Source organism: Rhizobium sp. PRIMUS64 (genome assembly GCF_023006465.1).
Lineage (GTDB): Bacteria > Pseudomonadota > Alphaproteobacteria > Rhizobiales > Rhizobiaceae > Rhizobium > Rhizobium leguminosarum.
Genome location: NZ_JALBGX010000024.1, coordinates 57,300 through 72,232, shown reverse-complemented (window position 1 = coordinate 72,232; position 14,933 = coordinate 57,300). Strand labels below are relative to the sequence as shown.

General features: G+C 61.3%; 16 protein-coding genes. 7 read left to right on the top strand and 9 right to left on the bottom strand.

All coding sequences use genetic code 11. From position 1 onward, the window contains the following. Both MOV76_RS12860 and MOV76_RS12855 read right to left on the bottom strand, forming a co-directional pair. Positions 1-457 (bottom strand): DUF58 domain-containing protein (locus MOV76_RS12860; protein WP_247264654.1); only part of this gene is annotated, 457 nt, incomplete at its 3' end. 13 nt (positions 458-470) lie between these two features. Further along, entirely contained in the window at positions 471-1,481 is a 1,011-nt protein-coding gene (locus tag MOV76_RS12855) for a MoxR family ATPase (protein WP_113542358.1), read from the bottom strand. Between the two features lie 158 nt (positions 1,482-1,639). Between MOV76_RS12855 and MOV76_RS12850 the strand changes: the two genes are divergently transcribed. Genes MOV76_RS12850 through MOV76_RS12840 form a run of 3 tightly spaced genes read left to right on the top strand, consistent with a single transcriptional unit; the run spans position 1,640 to position 4,160 of the window. Then, complete coding sequence (locus MOV76_RS12850) at positions 1,640-2,263, top strand: DUF1285 domain-containing protein (RefSeq protein WP_130729338.1); 624 nt, start codon at positions 1,640-1,642, stop codon at positions 2,261-2,263. Further along, positions 2,260-2,910, top strand: a complete 651-nt coding sequence (locus tag MOV76_RS12845) for a CoA pyrophosphatase (RefSeq protein ID WP_018243058.1) — start codon at positions 2,260-2,262, stop codon at positions 2,908-2,910. Before MOV76_RS12850 ends, MOV76_RS12845 begins: the two co-directional genes overlap by 4 nt. Next, on the top strand, positions 2,907-4,160 hold the full coding sequence (locus MOV76_RS12840) for a CCA tRNA nucleotidyltransferase (RefSeq protein WP_247264653.1): 1,254 nt from the start codon (positions 2,907-2,909) through the stop codon (positions 4,158-4,160). The genes MOV76_RS12845 and MOV76_RS12840 overlap by 4 nt, the downstream gene beginning before the upstream one ends. Here the strand turns inward: MOV76_RS12840 and MOV76_RS12835 are convergent, their stop codons facing one another. The 3 genes from MOV76_RS12835 to hemF all read right to left on the bottom strand — a co-directional run bounded on the left by MOV76_RS12835 (position 4,161) and on the right by hemF (position 5,745). Then, a complete protein-coding gene (locus MOV76_RS12835) occupies positions 4,161-4,346 on the bottom strand; it encodes a DUF1059 domain-containing protein (protein ID WP_003561358.1) in 186 nt (61 codons plus the stop codon). It abuts the gene before it with no gap. A gap of 114 nt (positions 4,347-4,460) precedes the next feature. Next, entirely contained in the window at positions 4,461-4,730 is a 270-nt protein-coding gene (locus MOV76_RS12830) for a hypothetical protein (protein ID WP_018243056.1), read from the bottom strand. Between the two features lie 103 nt (positions 4,731-4,833). Continuing rightward, on the bottom strand, positions 4,834-5,745 hold the full coding sequence (hemF, locus tag MOV76_RS12825; RefSeq protein WP_113542355.1) for an oxygen-dependent coproporphyrinogen oxidase: 912 nt from the start codon (positions 5,743-5,745) through the stop codon (positions 4,834-4,836). Between the two features lie 178 nt (positions 5,746-5,923). On the opposite strand from hemF, the gene MOV76_RS12820 reads away from it, so the two are divergent. Beyond that, positions 5,924-6,184: a hypothetical protein gene (locus tag MOV76_RS12820; RefSeq protein WP_018243054.1), complete on the top strand. Its 261-nt coding sequence runs from the start codon at positions 5,924-5,926 to the stop codon at positions 6,182-6,184. Between the two features lie 3 nt (positions 6,185-6,187). Here MOV76_RS12820 and MOV76_RS12815 read toward each other — a convergent pair whose 3' ends face one another. Both MOV76_RS12815 and MOV76_RS12810 read right to left on the bottom strand, forming a co-directional pair. Next, positions 6,188-7,834 carry a Na/Pi cotransporter family protein gene (locus MOV76_RS12815; RefSeq protein WP_018243053.1) on the bottom strand — a complete coding sequence of 549 codons (1,647 nt, stop codon included), beginning with the start codon at positions 7,832-7,834 and terminating at the stop codon, positions 6,188-6,190. Positions 7,835-8,050: 216 nt separating this feature from the next. Next, positions 8,051-8,512 carry a tRNA (cytidine(34)-2'-O)-methyltransferase gene (locus tag MOV76_RS12810; protein WP_130729335.1) on the bottom strand — a complete coding sequence of 154 codons (462 nt, stop codon included), beginning with the start codon at positions 8,510-8,512 and terminating at the stop codon, positions 8,051-8,053. A 386-nt stretch (positions 8,513-8,898) separates the two neighbouring features. Here MOV76_RS12810 and MOV76_RS12805 point away from each other — a divergent pair, with 386 nt between their 5' ends. Further along, positions 8,899-10,755, top strand: coding sequence for an ABC transporter ATP-binding protein (locus MOV76_RS12805; RefSeq protein ID WP_018243051.1), 1,857 nt, complete (start codon positions 8,899-8,901; stop codon positions 10,753-10,755). Between the two features lie 113 nt (positions 10,756-10,868). On the opposite strand, the gene MOV76_RS12800 is transcribed toward MOV76_RS12805, so the two are convergent. After that, positions 10,869-11,099, bottom strand: a complete 231-nt coding sequence (locus MOV76_RS12800; RefSeq protein WP_018446685.1) for a CopG family ribbon-helix-helix protein — start codon at positions 11,097-11,099, stop codon at positions 10,869-10,871. 162 nt (positions 11,100-11,261) lie between these two features. On the opposite strand from MOV76_RS12800, the gene MOV76_RS12795 reads away from it, so the two are divergent. Beyond that, positions 11,262-13,175: an ABC transporter ATP-binding protein gene (locus MOV76_RS12795; protein WP_247264652.1), complete on the top strand. Its 1,914-nt coding sequence runs from the start codon at positions 11,262-11,264 to the stop codon at positions 13,173-13,175. Here MOV76_RS12795 and MOV76_RS12790 read toward each other — a convergent pair. Continuing rightward, positions 13,131-14,063, bottom strand: a complete 933-nt coding sequence (locus tag MOV76_RS12790) for an endonuclease/exonuclease/phosphatase family protein (RefSeq protein WP_130717389.1) — start codon at positions 14,061-14,063, stop codon at positions 13,131-13,133. The two genes, MOV76_RS12795 and MOV76_RS12790, sit on opposite strands and share 45 nt — an antisense overlap. 284 nt (positions 14,064-14,347) lie before the next feature. Here MOV76_RS12790 and petA point away from each other — a divergent pair, with 284 nt between their 5' ends. Then, the gene (gene petA / locus MOV76_RS12785) at positions 14,348-14,926 is read left to right on the top strand and encodes a ubiquinol-cytochrome c reductase iron-sulfur subunit (protein ID WP_026188482.1); all 579 of its coding nucleotides are present in this window, start codon (positions 14,348-14,350) and stop codon (positions 14,924-14,926) included. The last annotated feature ends 7 nt before the right edge of the window (positions 14,927-14,933 follow it).

Here is a 14,933-nt window from a genome sequence, read left to right as displayed (position 1 = left end):
CGTTGCGGGCGGAGGCGGGTTCCATGATGCCGGGGCAGCCGATGCGCTCGCCGGAGCGGGCGAGGATTTCGGCAAGCGCCAGCATGATGACCAGCGCGCGGCTTTCCTTGGACACGTTGCCATAGCTCGACTTGTACATCATCGAGGGCGACATGTCGCACCAGAGCCAGATCGTGTGCGCCGCCTCCCATTCGCGCTCGCGCACATAGGTGTGGTCGTCCCGGGCGGAGCGGCGCCAATCGATGCGCGACAGGCTCTCGCCCTCGGCATAGGGACGGAACTGCCAGAAATTCTCGCCGATGCCGCGCTTGCGGCGACCATGCCAGCCGGCGATCACTGTGTTGGCGATGCGCTTGGCTTCCACCAGGCAGTCCGGCACCAGGGCGGCCCGCTGCCTGGCGCGAGAAAGGGCATCGCTGCCGGGTGTCGGATTGACGATCTGTCCGATAGATGCCACGCGTCCGGCTTCCTTATCCCTTTGCCTGCTTGACCAGTCCGGCGATGACGTCACGCACCGACATGCCTTCGGCGCGGGCGGCGAAGGTCAGCGCCATGCGGTGTTGGAGAATGGGTTCGGCGAGCGCGAAGATATCGTCCAGAGACGGTGCGAGACGGCCTTCGTAGAGCGCGCGGGCGCGTGCGCAGAGCATCATTGCCTGGCCGGCGCGCGGGCCTGGACCCCAGGCGACGTTCTTGTCGGTCGAGGCATTGCCCTGTCCGGGGCGGGCGGAACGCACCAGCGCCAGGATGGCATCGACGACCGTGTCGCTCACCGGCATCTGGCGCACCAGGGTCTGTATCTCGATCAGCCGCTGCGCATCGATGACGGCTTCCGGCCGGGTTTCGCCCAAGCCCGTCGTCTCGAGCAGGATCTGGCGCTCGGCGGCGAGTTCGGGGTAGTTGACGTCGACCTGCAGCAGGAAGCGGTCGAGCTGGGCTTCGGGCAGAGGATAGGTACCTTCCTGCTCGAGCGGGTTCTGGGTGGCGAGCACATGGAAGGGCGCCGGCAGGTCATAGCGCTGGCCGGCGATTGTGATGTGATATTCCTGCATGGATTGCAGAAGGGCCGACTGGGTACGCGGCGAGGCGCGGTTGATCTCGTCGGCCATCAGAAGCTGGGCGAAGACCGGGCCCTTGACGAAACGGAAGGAGCGGCGTCCATTGTCGTCCTGGTCCATTACCTCGGAGCCGAGAATATCCGAGGGCATCAGATCCGGCGTGAACTGGATGCGGTTGGCGGCAAGGCCGAGCACCTCGCCGAGCGTGGTCACCAGTCTGGTCTTCGCAAGACCGGGAACGCCAACGAGCAGGGCATGACCGCCTGACAGCACAGCGAGAATGGTGTTCTCGACGACGCTTTCCTGACCGAAGATCACTTTCGAGACTTCCCCGCGGATGGCGGCAATATCGGAGAGCGCCTTTTCGGCGGCGGCGACGATCGCCTTTTCATCGAGGCTGGCTTCGGTCTTCATCATACCCATGCGTATCTCCAACGGCTGAAATCATTCGGCAGCGAATCGGCGGACTTATACATGTGCCTCATACCCGATAGAGTTATGGAGATGTGACGGGCTGACAAGTTCGTTGCGAATGACTATCTCGTGACTTTACTTCGTTAAGGACAAACCGGGACGGAAGAATGGCAGCCGAGGAAATCAGCGGACAGGCGGATGCGGCGGGACTTGCCGCACTGATTTCGCGTGCGTCTGAGGAAAGTGGCGAGAAAAAACGAGGGTTGCCGCCGGTCGAACGTTGGAATCCGCTTTTCTGCGGCGATATCGACATGGAAATCCGGGCTGACGGCACCTGGTTCTACATGGGCACGCCGATCGGCCGGCCGGCGCTGGTGCGGTTGTTTTCGACGGTTTTGAGGAAAGATGACGACCAGAAGACCTATCTCGTAACTCCTGTGGAAAAGGTTGGGATAAGGGTCGTCGACGCGCCTTTCATCGCCGTGGAGATGAGCGTGACGGAGAGCGAAGGCCAACAGGTGTTGACCTTCCGCACCAATGTCGGCGATGTCGTGGAGGCGGGAGGGGAGCATCGGCTGCGCTTTGCCATTGCTGACGGCAACGCCGAATTGAAACCCTATCTGCATGTGCGCGGGCGGCTGGAGGCGCTGGTGTCGCGTGCAGTGATGTATGAACTGGTCGCGCTCGGCGAGACTTTCGACGTGGAGGGGCGGGCGATGTTTGCGATCTGCTCCGCCGGCGAGGTCTTCCCGGTCATGCCGGCCGACGAACTGGATGCGCTTTGCCGATGAATGATGCGATCACCCACCGCTACCCGCTGTTTTCCGCAACCGAATTCCGCCGCCGCGCGCTCAATCAGAATGGCGGGCCGGTCGACCATGCCTGGCGCGATCACGGGGACCATATCCTCAACCCCGACATCGTCGCCGAGGTCGAGACCTTCAAACTGCGCGACGCCGCCGTGCTCGTGCCCGTCGTCGACGACGGCGAAGAGGCGCATGTGATCTTCACCAAGCGCACGGCGACGCTGCGCAAACATTCCGGGCAGATCGCCTTTCCCGGCGGCTCGATCGATCCCACCGATATCTCCCCTGAAATGGCGGCGATCCGCGAGACGGAGGAGGAGATCGGACTGGCCGGTTCCTTCGTCGAAACCGTCGGGCGGCTGCCGAATTACCTTGCCTCGACGGGCTTTCGCATCACGCCGGTGCTCGGCGTCGTCACGCCGGGCTTTGCGCTGACGCTGAACCCGACCGAGGTGGACGACGTGTTCGAGGTGCCGCTTTCCTTCCTGATGGATCCTGCCAATCACACCCGCGACAGGCGTGTCATCGACGGCATCGACCGGCATTTCTACCGCGTGCCCTATGAAACCAGAATGATCTGGGGCATCACCGCCGGCATCGTCCGCACGCTTTACGAAAGGCTTTATGCATGACCGTCCTTGCCGACCAAGCATGGTTCCGCGACCCGGCGCTCGGCCGGATCTTAGCACTTCTCAGCGCCGATGGCGGGGAAGGGCGTGTGGTTGGCGGGGCGGTGCGCAACAGCCTGATGGGCCTGCCGGTCAATGATGTCGACATAGCCACGACACTCAGACCGGAGGCGGTGATGGAGCGGGCGGCGGGCGCCGGCATCAAGGCAGTCCCAACCGGCCTGGAGCACGGCACGGTGACGCTCGTGATCGACGGCAAGCCCTTCGAGGTGACGACCCTTCGCACCGACGTCGAGACCGACGGACGCCACGCCAAGGTTGCCTTCAGCACAGACTGGAGGGCGGATGCCGAACGGCGGGATCTGACGATCAACGCGCTTTATGCCGATGCCGAGGGCGAGGTGGTGGATCTCGTTGGCGGACTTGCCGACATCGAGACGCGCAACATCCGCTTCATCGGCGATGCCGCAAGGCGTATTGCCGAGGATCATTTGCGCATCCTGCGCTTCTTCCGCTTCTTTGCCTTTTACGGTTCCGGACGGCCGGATGCCGAGGGGCTGAAGGCGTGTTCCGCGGCGCGTTCGAAACTGACGACGCTTTCAGCAGAACGCGTCTGGTCGGAACTGCGAAAGCTGCTTGGCGCCGGCGATCCCGGCCGGGCGCTGCTCTGGATGCGGCAGGTGGCGGTGCTGACGGAAATCCTCCCGGAATCGGAACGATGGGGGATCGATGCGATCCCTTCGCTGATCACCACCGAAAAGGCGCTCGGCTGGACGCCCGATCCGTTGCTGCGCCTTGCGGCGATCGTGCCGCCCGATGCGGCGCGCATGGAGGCGCTCGCAGCCCGGCTCAAGCTCTCGAATGCGGAAGCGGCCTATCTCAAGGCCTGGGCAATGGCAGCGCCTGTTAATGACGACATGTCGTCGGCGGCCTTCGAACGGCTGCTTTACCGCAACGGTGCCGATGGCATCACGACACGGCTGAAGCTGGCGCTTGCGGTTGCGCGCGGCAAGGCTGAAAGCGATTTCGACGAAATGGCGCGGTCGGCGCGGCTTATCAAGTTGCTGGACAAGGCAATGCACTGGAAGAAACCGCAGTTTCCGCTGAACGGCGGCGACGTGATTTCGGCAGGAATCGCGTCCGGTCCGCGCGTCGGCGAGCTGCTTGCCGGCCTGGAAAACCAGTGGGTGGAGGAAAACTTCGTTTCCGACCGGGCGGCGCTGCTCGCCCGGCTGCAGGAACGCGTGCAATAATCAGGCGGCGGTCGCTTCGTCACGGATGCGAGCCTTGATATTATCCACCATGTTCTCGCGGATCGTGGTTTCGCCGTGAGCATCTTTCAGGTGCTCGACGGCACGGCGAACCACCTCGGCGTCGCTATCCGCCCGTGTATGCCAGGCGCAGCCCGGAACGAGAGTGCCGCATTCGAAAAGTCGCATGGTCTTCTCCTCTGTTCAAAACACAACGACGATCGCGATCTTACGCGATTTATGAATGTGCGGGGGGAGGGAAGGTTCCGGCCGGCATCGACATGCCGGCCAGTAAAGGCCGTATCAGTCGGGCATCGCCCAGGCTTTGTAGGTATCCGAAAGCTGACCGGGCATGTTGCTGTTGGCGGCCGCTGCTTCGTTCTGCAGCTGTTCCGGCGACTTCCCGCCGGCCAGTTGCAGCTTGACCTGCTCGATGAAGCAGGACAGCGGCAGATCCGAGCCGCTCTTGGTCCGCAGTTTCTCGGCGATGCGCGTCAGAAACTCGGATGTGTCGATCGTGCGGGATGTTTCCTGGACATCCGTAGACGCTGGCGAGCCACTTTGTATCGTCATGACAATCCTCCTCCGATTGTTACGCACATACATATAAAGTTAGGACGCACTGAATTTTCGTGAAGGTCTATCACCTCGAATTTATCGACGAGATATCACAGTTTCATGGCCAGCGGACGACGGGGGGCAACGAAGAGAGAATGGATTCAACGTTGCCGCCGGTCTTCAGGCCGAAGATTGTGCCGCGATCATACAGCAGATTGAATTCGACGTAGCGGCCCCGGCGGATCAATTGTTCGTCGCGATCGGCCTCTGTCCACAATTTATTGAAGTTGGAGCGGACGATTTTTGGATAGACCATGGCGAAGGCCCGGCCGACATCACGCGTAAAGGCGAAATCGGCGGCCCAGCCGCCGGCTTCCTCGCTTGAATGCAGCCAGTCGTAGAAGATGCCGCCGATGCCACGGGCCTCGTTGCGGTGTTTCAGGAAGAAGTATTCGTCGCACCAGGCTTTGTACGCATCGTAATCGGCGACTGCATGATTGCGGCAGGCGATCTCCATGGCCTTGTGGAAGAGCTGGCTGTCTTCGTCCTCCTGCGTGCGGCGGCGTGACAGCACCGGCGTCAGGTCGGCCCCGCCACCGAACCAGCGGCTGGTGGTGACGACCATGCGAGTGTTCATGTGCACGGCCGGAACGTTTGGGTTCACGGGATGGGCGATCAGCGAGATGCCCGAGGCCCAGAAACGCGGATCGTCCTTGGCGCCGGGTATCTGGGCGCGGAAATCCGGGGCAAATTCGCCGTAGACGGTGGAGGTATGGACGCCGACCTTTTCGAAGACGCGGCCTTCCATCATCGACATCCGGCCACCGCCGCCGGCGCCGTTTTCGCGTGACCAGTCCTTGGCGACGAAGCGGCCGGGCTCCTGGTCGGAGAGTGGCCCTTCCAACTCATCCTCGAGGGCCTCGAAGGAGGCGCAGATCGTATCGCGCAATTCCTCGAACCAACTGCGGGCGGCAGCCTTCTTCTCTTCGATATCGTCAGGCAAGCCGATCGGCAGTTCCGGTCTTTCCATTTACGCCTCCGACGGTCGACATCTCCTTCGGAGGCGACTCGCTCATTCTTGATTGCGCGCCATGATTAGCAGTTGGCGCTGCATCTCGCCAAGCGTGGCCAAGCACCGCTGAGCGCTTCCAAGATTCGACTCGCAAATCAAGAATTTCGATACTACCTTTTCCGAGGAGGTAGGTTTGATGAAAAAAGTTCCAGGGCCTCCGTCCTTCGACGGCCTGAAGCGCAGGATAGCGAGACATCGGGCGGAAAATCCCCCGAGCAGGAAAGACCATTTCGTGCGTGAGACATATTGCCTCGGCCTCATGGACGCACGCGCCAAGGCGCGCGAATGGTTCGACGAATATCCGAAAGCCGCCTACTGGACCGAGGTGGAGAGCTGGCGTCAGCTCGACGGCGACCAGATCGAATTCACCATGCGCCGCCTGCCTTCGGCCGACTGACGTTCACTTCGTAGTCGCCCGCACACGGCTTTCGATCAGCAGGCCGTTTTCGTCCATGATCGGATGCGCCACCGAGACAATGTGGGCGTTGAGGCGCTTCAGGTCGCGCAGCATGTCGAGATGCAGAGAACTCGTCTGCAGGCTGTCGGCGCGGCCGTCACGCAGACGTTCAAGGTGGCGCTCGGCAGACTGTTTTTCCATCCGGCGCACCTCGACCTTTACCTCCATCATCTGGCGCGCGAGATTGAAGTCACGGGTGACGAAGATCGTCTGAGCGACGCGCAGATTGTCGATCGTCAGATCGAACAGCTTCCGCAGTTCCTGATGACCGTCCTCGGAAAATTTCAGGCCGAGGGAGATCTTCTTCGCCACCTGCTCCAGCAAGCCCTTCTCGATGATGTCGCCCATATGTTCGAGGTTGATCGCATAATCGATGACGACGATCGAGCGGCGGGCGTTCTCGTCGCTGAGACCCTCGCGACCGAGCTTCGAGAGATAGACCTTCACCGCCTGCTGCAGCCGGTCGACGCGCTCTTCGAGGGCGGATATCTCGGCAAGCTTCGATGCGTCGTTACGCTCGAAGGCTTCGGAGACCCGGATCAGCATGCGCTCGATCAAGTCGCCGACGCCGAGCACTTCGCGGGTAGCGCTGGCCAGGGCCACGACCGGCGTCGAAAGCTCCTGAGCATCCAGATATTTCGGGGCGCTGTCAGGCTCGGCCTGATCCGGCACCAGCCGGGCCATCAGGGTGGCGAGCGGCCGGGAGAATGGCCAGGCCAGCGCCGCCAGCAGAAGGTTGAAGGCAAGATGCGCATCGACCGGCAGCTTGGCAGGACCGAAGGGCAGCAACTGGATGAGTTCCGCCCCATAACCCGCCAGCGGCAAGGCGATAAGGCAGCCGAGCGTGCGGACGGCGAGATTGCCGAGGGTGACGCGCCGGGCCGAAACCGGACCGGACAATGTCGCGACGACAGGCGGTATCGCGCCGCCGAGATTGGCGCCGAGCACGAGCACGATGACGAGTTCGGCGGAGACGACGCCGGCCGAGGCGAGCGACAGGATGAGCACCACCACCGCAAGGCTCGACGAGGATGCGAAGGCAAGTGCTGCCGAGACGATCATTGCCACGGGCAGGGCGCCATCCAGCAGGCCGATGAAGGCGGCGAGAGCAGGGGAGGCGCGCATCGGCTCCGTCGCAAGACCGAGGAGGTGCAGCGACAGCAGCATCAGCCCGATACCGATCAGCGCTGTGCCGCCGCCCTGGCTGGTGCTTGAACGGCCGCGGTAAAGCACAATGCCAACAAGAATGAGAAGAGGAGAGAGCCATTCTATGCCCGTTGCCACGATCCAGGCGGTGATCGCGGTGCCGACATTGGCGCCGAGCAGAACAATCTGCGCCATGCGCGGCTTGATCAGGTCACGCTCGACGAAGGAGGCAGTCATCAGCGCCGTTGCCGTCGAGCTCTGCAGTGCGACGGTCGCAACGAGGCCCGACAGGAAGGAACGAAGACTGCCGCGTGTGCCGGTCGCCAGCCCCGTTCTCAGGCGGGCGCCGAAGGCTCTGGATACGCCATCCTTCACCTGCGCGAGGCCGAACAGCAGCAGAGCCACGGCGCCGAACAGGTTGATCATGATGATTGTAGAGTCCATTTTGTTGTTTTTATTCTTCTTTCACAGATCTGGAGAAATGCGGTTTTCCTCACATGGCCATTCCAACGTGTTGGAATCATGGAGGCCAATACTGAATTTTTGATTGCCCGGCTAATAAATATACGCCGGTTTGAGAGATAGACAACGCTATTTTGCGACATAGTCTGGAGCGGATCGGCAATTCCGCGGGCTTTGCTCCCTCGGCGCCGGTGTCCGTCAGGCCCAGACGGTTTGGCGCATCGCCTCGCCGACGATCATGGCGGCCGAGACGGCGACGTTGATCGAGCGCTGGCCTTCGAGCATCGGGATCAGAATGCGGGCGTCGGCCCTCTGATGCACCTGATCCGGCACGCCGGCGCTTTCGCGACCGAAGAGCAGGATATCGTCCGGGCGAAAGGCAAGATCGGTGTAGCGCTCCGCAGCCTTGGTCGAGGCGAGGATCAGGCGGCGGCCGGTGGTCAGACGCCACGCCTCGAAGCGGTCCCAGCTGACATGGCGGGTGAGGGCGGCGGCGGCAAGATAATCCATACCGGCCCGTTTCAGGTTGCGGTCGGAGATGTCGAAGCCGGCCGGTTCGATCAGATCGACCGCGAAACCAAGGCAGGCGGCAAGGCGCAGGATCGTGCCGGTATTGCCGGGAATATCCGGCTGGTAGAGTGCCAGTCTCAGTGAAGTCATGATCCGCTATCTTTCCGCTTTCACCGCAAAAGGCCTAATGCAACTGTGATTTCGACGCAACAGGGCGCGTTTGGACCCGAAAAGATGAATTTTTCGGCAGAACAGGGCTGGAAAATTCCTCGTTTTCGCGTTATCGGTGCATATCTTTAATCGCCAGCAAGGAGCGCCAGAATGAATATTTTGCTGTATGTGCGCCTCCCGGCCGTGATGCCAAGCGGTGCGATTTTCCGCCGATAGTGCGGGTTTCTTCCCTGAATTTCCTTTTTTGATCCATTGTGCGGCTGTCTCAGCCTCGCCCCTTGAACGTTCGGTTCCCATATGTGCTTGCAGTGCGCTGGGATGGCGCGAAGCCGGGAGCCGGAACGGTGACGTTTCGGAGCAATTTCATGTTTGGCTGGTTCGAACAGCGACTCAATCCCTTTCCAAGCGAGGACCCTGTCGCCCCGCCGAAAGGTCTTTTTGCCTTTTGCTGGCACTACAGCAAACCGGCTGCGCCCTGGCTCGGCCTGATGGCCGTGCTGACCGCGCTGATCGCGATCGGCGAAGTGGCGCTCTTCCAGTTCCTCGGCGACATCGTCGACTGGCTGACCAATGCCGACCGCGCCACATTCCTGGAGAGAGAAGGCCACAAGCTTTTCTGGATGGCGGCGCTGGTGCTGGTCGGCCTGCCGCTGACGGCCGGGCTCGATTCGCTCATCATGCATCAGATGATGCTCGGCAATTATCCGATGATCGCACGCTGGCAGATGCACCGCTTCCTGCTGCGCCACAGCATGTCGTTCTTCGCCAACGAGTTTGCCGGGCGTGTCGCGACCAAAGTGATGCAGACGTCGCTTGCCGTGCGCGAGACGGTAATGAAGATCCTCGACGTCTTCGTCTATGTCGTCACCTACTTCCTGACGATGATCATAGTTATCGCAGCGGCCGACTGGCGGTTGATGATTCCGATCCTCGTCTGGCTCGCGGTCTATATCAGCATCGTCGCCTATTTCGTGCCGCGGCTTCGCAAGATCGCGGCGGCGCAGGCGGATGCGCGCTCGATGATGACGGGGCGCGTGGTCGACAGCTATACGAATATCGCGACCGTCAAGCTGTTTTCGCATGCCGGCCGCGAGGAGGTCTATGCCAAGGAGGGTATGGACGAGTTCCTGCAGACCGTGCACAAGCAGATGCGCAAGGTGACGCTCTTCCATATTTGCGTCTACGTGAACAACTGTGTTGCGCTCTTCGTCATCTCGGGCCTGTCGATCTGGTTCTGGCTGAACGGCGCGATCTCGGTTGGCGCTATCGCCATCGCCATCGGTCTTGCCATGCGCGTCAACGGCATGTCGCAATGGATCATGTGGGAAGTCTCGGCGCTGTTCGAGAATATCGGCACGGTCTATGACGGCATGGAGATGATGAGCAAACAGCACGATATCGTCGACAAGCCGGGTGCACCCACCTTGACGGCGAAGAAGGGCGCGATCCATTACGACCGCATCCGCTTCCACTACGGCAAGAGCAAGGGCGTCATCGACAACCTGTCGCTCGACATCAAGGCGGGGGAGAAGGTCGGCCTGGTCGGCCGTTCCGGCGCCGGCAAGACGACGCTGATGAACCTGCTGCTGCGCTTCTACGATCTGGAGGCCGGTCGCATCACCATCGACGGGCAGGACATCGCCGGCGTCTCGCAGGAAAGCCTGCGCTCGCTGATCGGCGTGGTGACGCAGGACACCTCGCTGCTGCATCGCTCGATCCGCGACAACATCGCCTATGGTCGTCCCGAAGCAACGGACGACGAGGTGATCGAGGCCGCCAAACGCGCCAATGCCTGGGAGTTCATTGAAGGCCTCGTCGACATGCAGGGCCGCGCGGGGCTCGACGCACAGGTCGGCGAACGCGGCGTCAAGTTGTCCGGCGGCCAGCGGCAGCGTGTCGCGATCGCCCGCGTCTTCCTGAAGGACGCGCCGATCCTCGTGCTCGACGAGGCGACCTCGGCGCTCGATTCGGAAGTCGAGGCCGCGATCCAGGAAAACCTCTTCGCCCTGATGGAGGGCAAGACGGTGATCGCGATCGCCCACCGGCTTTCGACGCTGACGGAGATGGACCGGCTGATCGTGCTCGACAAAGGCCGGATCATCGAGGCCGGCTCGCATATCGAGCTGGTCGAAGGAGGCGGCATTTATGCCGACCTCTGGAACCGCCAGTCCGGCGGCTTCCTCTCCGATCACGCCGAGGAAGCGGAAGTGGCGGCGCAATAAGATGCAATGGGGCCCTCCCTGCGAAAGCGGGGAGGGCCTCTTGAATTCTTAGGATTGGCTATAAGCTTGCCGGACGGTTGCTGAAGAACTGACTCCGTTTGCCTCTTGTCCGTTCAAAGGCTGTCGGCCCAATCGATCACGCGGTGATGCTCGACGACGACCATGGTGTTGACAGCCGCGATCGTGCGCAGGGCGACGAGGCGGCGGTGCTCCTCCTGATCGATCCAGGTGGTGATGGCCTCGGCGATGATCTCGTCGCGCGGCAACCCCAGGGCGAATGCCAGGGCATCCAGCCTTTCTGCAAGCGGAAGCGGAACATGCACATCGAGCATTTTCGTTTCCATGGAAGTGGTCTCCGGTAAACCCCGATCGTAACGTGAGATTGTGACCAGTTCGGGGGCATTCAATGGGTATGCCGCCGATGTTACCGATAATTACCAAAATATAACATTCTGTCCGCTTTTCATTCCCTTTGCCAGCTCGGCTAATCCGCCTATATCGCTTCTATGTTGCTGAACCCCATCCTCCGCCGGTTCGAAACCTGGATCGATCCGTTCCGCCCACGCGCCAATCTCCAGCCGCCGCGCTCGACGCTCGGATTCATCTGGTTCTATATCGGCCAGGCGAGGATGCCATTCGTCGCCATGCTCGTTCTGGGTGGGACATCGGCGGCGATCGAGGCCGCACTGTTCTGGTTCGTCGGACGCCTGGTCGATATCCTCGGCAGCATCACGCCTGGGTCCGGCTGGAACGGTCTTCTCGCCGCCCATGGCGGCGAATTGTTCGGCATGCTCGCCCTCATCGGGCTCGTGCGTTTCGTCGTCGCCTTCCTGATTGCCCTCGTCGACCAGCAGGTGATCACGCCGGGCTTCTATAATCTCGCACGCTGGCAATCTTATCTCCACGTCTCCAGGCAGTCGTTGTCGTTCTTCCAGAGTGATTTCTCCGGGCGCATCGTCACCAAAGTCTGGTCGGCCGGGCAAGCAACCGGCGATCTCGTCACCTCGCTGATGGAAAGCGTCTGGTTCGTCGGCATCTATGCCGCAACGACGCTTGTGCTCGTTGCCCGGCTGGACTTTTCCCTTGCTGCCGTCGTGCTGTTCTGGCTTTGCGCCTTCAGCCTGCTTGCCCGCCACTTCGTTCCGCGGATCCGCCATCATTCCCGCGAAACGGCGGAAGCCGGATCGATGCTGAATGGCCGGATGGTCGACTCCTACAGCAACATGCAGACGCTGAAGTTGTTTGCCCGCGACGAGGAGAGCGACCGCTACATGCGGCAGGGTTTCGATATCTACCAGGATACTGTGCTGCGCTTCACGCGGTTCATCACGGGCGTCAGGGCCTCGATGGCGCTGCTCTCCGGCCTGATGATCGTGACGATGGCGGGGTTGAGCGTCGATCTCTGGTTGCGCGGTCTGGTCAGCTCCGGTGCCGTGGCATTCTCGTTGGCACTGGTGCTCAGGTTGAATTTCCTCCTCGGTCGGCTGATGACGCAGTTCAACGGCATCATGCGCAATCTCGGCACCATCCAGAACGCCGCCGAGCTGATCTCCCAGCCTCTGGGGCTCGTCGATCGGTCGGACGCCAGAGGCTTGGTGATTCGGCAGCCCGGCATCCGCTTCGACAATGTTTCCTTCCGCTACGGCAAGGGTCATCAGCCGGTCGTCGAGAATTTCTCCCTGACCATTCGGCCTGGCGAAAAGGTCGGGATCGTCGGCCGTTCGGGCGCGGGGAAATCGACGCTGATGAACCTGCTGCTGCGCCTCTACGATATTCAGGACGGGCGCATTCTGATCGACGGCCAGGATATTGCAGCCGTGACGCAGGAATCTCTCAGGATGCAGATCGGCGTCGTCAGCCAGGATACCTCGTTGCTGCATCGTTCAGTGCGCGACAATATCCTGTTCGGGCGGCCCGATGCCGGCGAGGAGGGGCTGGTCGAGGCGGCCGGGCGCGCCGAAGCCATCGAGTTCATCGAACGCCTGCAAGATCAGCAGGGCCGCAGAGGTTTCGATGCGCATGTCGGCGAACGCGGCGTCAAACTGTCAGGCGGGCAGCGGCAGCGCATCGCGATTGCCCGCGTCATGCTGAAGGACGCGCCGATCCTCGTTCTCGACGAAGCGACGTCGGCGCTCGATTCGGAAGTAGAAGAAGCAATCCAGTCCAATCTCCATCGCATCATGGAAGGCAAGACGGTGCTTGCGATCGCCCATCGGCTGTCGACGATCGCAGCGCTCGACCGGCTGATCGTCGTCGATCTCGGCCGGATCATCGAGGAGGGCAGCCATGACGAACTGCTTCGCCGCGGTGGACTCTATGCGGAACTTTGGGCGCGCCAGTCTGGCGGCTTCCTCGCTACGGATGAGGATGCGGGCCTAGGGGTCGACGACGAATTCCGCCATCAGGCCAAAATGATTTGATCCGAAGCCGTTCTCGATGCGGCGAACCGATTTCAGCCGCAGGGGCGCCCGGGTAAAGATATGATCGATCGGAATGCCGAAAGCACCGGCGCGGATCGGCCATGTCGCGGGCTCTAGCGATACCGTGCCCAAGCCCTGGCTACGCATGAGATACTGCACGTCGGGCGCCAGAATCGACGTATTGAAATCGCCGGCAAGAACGAGCGGTCCCGAAAGGGAGGGAATGATCTCCGCAAGATCCTCGATTTCCAGGCCGTGGAATTCGTCGTAATAAGGTTTGGTCAGATGCGCGGCGAGGAAATTGATCTTCTGGCCATCGAAATCGATCGTCGAGATCGTCAGCCGGTTGCGCCAGAGCAGGCCGAGATTGCGGATACGGGGTTCGATCAACGGACGCTTCGACAGCACCAGCGTATCGCATTGCTCCATGCCGACACCGCAGCCGATGTAATAGGGATAGATCTTCAACAACCGCGGCAATTCCGACAGCAGCGGTTCGGCCTCCAGGATGCTGACGACGTCGGCGCCTGAGGCAATGACCATATCGGCGATGTCAGGGCCGTTTGCGAAATTGTCATTCTCGATATTGAAGGACATCAGCCTGAAGAGGGCGGGGCGGCTCTCCTCGACAGCCGGCTCGACGAATTCGCGCATCATCACGACACCATGGACGGCAAGGACCACCGATACCGCGAGGGTCAGCAGCGCATACCAGTGCCGCTTGACGAGAAGGGCAGCGACCGAGGCCACGGCGCCGGCCACCGCCAGATGGACCTGGAAGCTGTAAAAGAAGGACAGCAGATAGAAATCGGTGACGTATCGGAGGGAGACAATGGCGAGAACGAGCGTCGTGAGAACGCTGAATACGCAAAAAATCGTGTCTCTCATCCGCTCCGGTCCGGCTCGCTGGCATGGCTGCGACTGCGCCTATCACGGGGGCGTTTTTGTTGCAATGCAACATAATGGCAAGCGCGTGTTTGCCTTAAAAAATTCATCCGAAATTTCCCGCGACATTGTGCCCTCATCCCCTTGCCAAGGCTGGACATAATTTGCGATCAAGCATAGAACGCGCCGGATTGCCGGGGAATCTATGGCCGAATTGTGTCCAGAGAGATTCGCCGGTAGAGGGGGCAGGGCGGAATTCCGCGAAAATTGCGCAGAGGATGTTAGCCGTGAGCGAACATGAAACGACAAGCGAGGGCATGGGCGAACCCACTCGCCGTGATTTCCTTTATCTCACCACTGGTATGGCAGGCGCCGTCGGCGCCGTTGCGGTCGCTTGGCCGTTCATCGATCAGATGCGTCCTGATGCTTCGACGCTCGCTCTCGCCTCCATCGAAGTCGACGTTGCCAGCCTTGAGCCCGGCATGTCGCTGACGGTCAAATGGCGCGGCAAGCCGATCTTCATCCGCAATCGCACGCCTGAGGAAGTGGAAGCGGCAAACGCCGTCCAGCTTGCTGATCTGAAGGACCCGATCGCGCGCAATGCAAACCTTCCTGTCGACGCTCAGGCAACAGCTGTTGACCGTTCGGGCGGCAAGGGCAAGGAAAACTGGATCGTCATGATCGGCACCTGCACGCATCTCGGCTGCGTGCCGCTCGGCCAGGCCGGCGAATACAATGGTTGGTTCTGTCCCTGCCATGGCTCGGTCTACGACACGGCCGGCCGCATCCGCAAAGGCCCGGCGCCGCAGAACCTGGCGATTCCGACCTTTTCATTTTTGTCCGATACCAAGATCAAGATCGGTTGAGGGGAGA

Coding starts and splice junctions, on each gene's coding strand:
- MOV76_RS12800 (WP_018446685.1), bottom strand. CDS start 11,099: ATGGAAACGAAAATGCTCGATGTGCATGTTCCGCTTCCGCTTGCAGAA.
- MOV76_RS12830 (WP_018243056.1), bottom strand. CDS start 4,730: ATGACGATACAAAGTGGCTCGCCAGCGTCTACGGATGTCCAGGAAACA.
- MOV76_RS12810 (WP_130729335.1), bottom strand. CDS start 8,512: ATGACTTCACTGAGACTGGCACTCTACCAGCCGGATATTCCCGGCAAT.
- MOV76_RS12790 (WP_130717389.1), bottom strand. CDS start 14,063: ATGAGAGACACGATTTTTTGCGTATTCAGCGTTCTCACGACGCTCGTT.
- MOV76_RS12805 (WP_018243051.1), top strand. CDS start 8,899: ATGTTTGGCTGGTTCGAACAGCGACTCAATCCCTTTCCAAGCGAGGAC.
- MOV76_RS12795 (WP_247264652.1), top strand. CDS start 11,262: ATGTTGCTGAACCCCATCCTCCGCCGGTTCGAAACCTGGATCGATCCG.
- MOV76_RS12855 (WP_113542358.1), bottom strand. CDS start 1,481: ATGGGTATGATGAAGACCGAAGCCAGCCTCGATGAAAAGGCGATCGTC.
- MOV76_RS12850 (WP_130729338.1), top strand. CDS start 1,640: ATGGCAGCCGAGGAAATCAGCGGACAGGCGGATGCGGCGGGACTTGCC.
- MOV76_RS12820 (WP_018243054.1), top strand. CDS start 5,924: ATGAAAAAAGTTCCAGGGCCTCCGTCCTTCGACGGCCTGAAGCGCAGG.
- MOV76_RS12815 (WP_018243053.1), bottom strand. CDS start 7,834: ATGGACTCTACAATCATCATGATCAACCTGTTCGGCGCCGTGGCTCTG.
- MOV76_RS12840 (WP_247264653.1), top strand. CDS start 2,907: ATGACCGTCCTTGCCGACCAAGCATGGTTCCGCGACCCGGCGCTCGGC.
- MOV76_RS12835 (WP_003561358.1), bottom strand. CDS start 4,346: ATGCGACTTTTCGAATGCGGCACTCTCGTTCCGGGCTGCGCCTGGCAT.
- MOV76_RS12845 (WP_018243058.1), top strand. CDS start 2,260: ATGAATGATGCGATCACCCACCGCTACCCGCTGTTTTCCGCAACCGAA.
- hemF (WP_113542355.1), bottom strand. CDS start 5,745: ATGGAAAGACCGGAACTGCCGATCGGCTTGCCTGACGATATCGAAGAG.